The sequence below is a fragment of the Plantactinospora sp. ZYX-F-223 genome, from assembly GCF_039649625.1.
Classification (GTDB): domain Bacteria; phylum Actinomycetota; class Actinomycetes; order Mycobacteriales; family Micromonosporaceae; genus Plantactinospora.
The window spans coordinates 1-3200 of record NZ_JBDJAV010000135.1 but is presented as its reverse complement, the minus strand read 5'-3'; the positions used below and the strand labels follow the sequence as shown (position 1 = coordinate 3200).

Here is a 3200-nt window from a genome sequence, read left to right as displayed (position 1 = left end):
GGTCCGGGACGCGGTGGTGCGGACCGACGAGCCGGAGCCGGGCCAGCCCAGGATCGTCGCCTACTACGTACCCGATGCCGACAACCCGCCGGTCGTCCCGGAGCTGACTGGCCACTGCGGCAGCCGGCTGCCCGACTACATGGTGCCGGGCGTGTTCGTGCCGCTGGCGAAGATTCCGCTCACCGCCAACGGCAAGCTCGACCGCCGCGCGCTGCCGACCCCGGCCCGGACCGTCGCCGAGCTGGACGCGGCGGGCCACGTCGCGCCGCAGGGCCCGGTCGAGGAGCGGATCGCCGAGATCTGGGCCGAGCTGCTCGACGTCGACGCCGGTACCCAGACGAACTTCTTCACCGTCGGCGGCCACTCGATCCTCGCGGTCCGGCTGGCCTCCCGGATTCAGGAGGAGTTCGAGATCGACCTACCGGTGCGGACCGTCTTCGAGCGGCCCACGATCGCGCGGATCGCCGAGGCGGTCGAGGAGCGGATCCGCGCCGAGATCGACGAGCTTTCCGAATCCGACCTGCTGGCCGGCCTGGCGTTGCTGAAGGAGCAAAAGGGATGAGCACGGGCGAAGGCACGATCGAGCGCAGTGTCGAGACGGCCCGGGAGGAACTGCTGCGGGCCCGGCTCGCCGGGCGGCTGCGCGGCGCCCGGCGCGCGGCGCTGACCCGGGTGGACCGGAACGGACCGCTGCCGCTCTCCTTCGGGCAGCAGCAGATGTGGTTCCTGAGCCGGCTGGACCCGGGTAGCTGGGAGTACCTGGTGCCGCTCGCGCTGCGGCTGCGCGGCCCGCTGGACTCCGCCGCGCTGCGCCGGGCGCTGACCGAGCTGGTCGGCCGGCACGAGATCCTGCGTACCCGGTACGCGCTGGTCGCGGGCGAGCCGATCCAGGTGATCGACCCGGCCGGTCCGGTGCGGCTGGCGGTGTCGGACCTGACCGACCTGCCCGAGGCGGAGCGGGAGCGCCGGGGCTTCGAGCGGGCCGCCGAGGAGCCGTCGATCCCGTTCGACCTGGCCACCCAGTGGCCGGTACGGGCCCGGCTGGTCCGGCTGGCCGACGACGACCACCTGCTGGTCGTGGTCTTCCACCACATCGCCTGCGACGCCTGGTCGGTCGGGGTCTTCGCCGAGGAACTCAGCGAGCTGTACGCGGCCGCACTCGCCGGCCGCCCCAGCACCCTCGCCCCGCTGCCGGTGCAGTACGCCGACTACGCCGCCTGGGAGCGGAACCGCTCGCAGGCGGAGCACCAGCGGCATCTGGACTACTGGCGGCGGCAGCTTGCCGGGGTGCCGCCGCTGGACCTGCCGGCGGACCGGCCCCGCCCGGCGACCCGGGACTGGGCCGGTGCGGTGGTCGAGGTGGAGCTGCCGGCCGGGCTCGGCGGCCAGCTCCGCGACCTCGCCCAGCGGCACGACGCGACCCTGTTCATGGTGCTGCTCACCGGCTACCAGGCGCTGCTGTCCCGGTACACCGGCGGCACCGACATCCCGGTCGGCACGGTGGTGTCCGGGCGCAACCGGCCCGAGCTGTCCCGGCTGATCGGCTACGGCATCAACAGCCTGGTGATGCGGGCCCGGTGGGACTCCGACATCACCTTCGGCGAGCTGCTGGCCGCCAACCGGCAGACCGTGCTGGCCGCCTTCGACCACCAGGAGGTGCCGTTCGGGCAGCTCGTCGACGAGCTCCAGCCGGAGCGGGACATGTCCCGTACCCCGCTGTTCCAGGTCGCCTTCACCATGCACGAGGCGGGCGCCGGCGGGTACGCGATGCCGGGGCTGGCGGTCTCCCCGCTGGACGCGCTCTCCCAGGTCTCCCGATTCGACGTGACGCTCCAGATCCAGGAGGGCGCCGACGGCGGGCTGCGGGCCCACCTGGAGTACGCGACCGCGCTCTTCGACGGGTCCACCATGCGGCGGATGGGTGGGCACCTGGTCCGGCTGCTGCAGGCCGCCGTCGCCGATCCGGGTCGGGCGCTTTCCGCGGTCGACCTGCTGGACGACGCCGAGCGGGCCGAGGTCACCGGGGTCGCCGACCCGTTCCGGATCGACGCGGTGCCGCCGACCCGGACCGTGCACCAGGTCTTCGAGGAGCGGGTGGCGGCCGCCCCGGAGGCCGTGGCGGTGACCTTCGAGGGTGTCTCGCTGACGTACGCCGAGGTGAACGCCCGGGCGAACCGGCTGGCGCACCGGCTCCGCGCGCTCGGCGCCGGGCCCGAGTCCCTGGTCGGGGTCTGCCTGGAGCGGGGCATCGACCTGGTCCCGACCCTGCTCGGGGTGCTGAAGTCCGGTGCGGCGTACCTGCCGCTGGATCCGGCGCAGCCGGTGGACCGGCTCGGCTTCATGGTCGGTGACGCGGGCGCGTCGGTGATCGTGACGCAGTCGTCGCTGGCCGGGACGGTCGCCGGCTTCTCCGCCGGTGCCGTGGTCAACCTGGACGAGGAGGACCTGTCGGGGCTGCCGGCGGAGAACCCGGTTTCGCGCTCCGGCCCGGAGAACCTGATCTACGTGATCTACACGTCGGGGTCGACGGGGTGGCCCAAGGGCGTCTGCCTGACCCACGCCAACGTGCTCCGGCTGCTGACCGTCGGCGAGACCCATTACCGGTTCTCCGCCGACGACGTCTGGCTGCTGTTCCACTCGTACGCCTTCGACGTCTCCGTCTGGGAACTCTGGGGCGCGCTGCTCTACGGCGGTCGCCTGGTGGTGGTGCCGCGCGAGGTGACCCGGCTGCCGGACGAGTTCCTGGAGCTGCTGGTCGCCGAGCGGGTCACGGTGCTCAACCAGACCCCGTCGGCGTTCCGCAGCCTGGTCGGGTTCGCCCGGGACGACGATCCCCGGCTCGCCGCCCTGGAGCTGCGGGCCGTGGTCTTCGCCGGCGAGAAGCTGGAGATGGCCGAGCTGGCGCCCTGGACCGACCGGTTCGGCCTGGACCGCCCGGCCCTGCTCAACATGTACGGCATCACCGAGACGACGGTGCACTCCAGCTTCCACCAGGTACGCCCGCAGGACATCACCGACCCGGGCAACCCGGTCGGGTACCCCCTCGGCGACCTGCGGATCTACCTCCTCGACCAGTACGGCAACCTGGTCCCGGTCGGGGTGCCCGGCGAGATCCACGTCGGTGGTCCCGGCGTGGCGCGGGGCTACCTCAAGCGGCCGGAGCTGACCGCGCAGCGGTTCGTGCCGGACCCGTTCGCGGC

2 protein-coding genes are annotated in these 3200 nt (G+C 73.2%); both read left to right on the top strand.

From position 1 onward, the window contains the following. Positions 1 to 562 (top strand): phosphopantetheine-binding protein (locus tag AAH979_RS42745; RefSeq protein WP_346263825.1); only part of this gene is annotated, 562 nt, incomplete at its 5' end. Beyond that, positions 559 to 3200: amino acid adenylation domain-containing protein (locus AAH979_RS42740; RefSeq protein ID WP_346263824.1), on the top strand; the 2642-nt coding region annotated here is incomplete at its 3' end. The genes AAH979_RS42745 and AAH979_RS42740, both read left to right, overlap by 4 nt.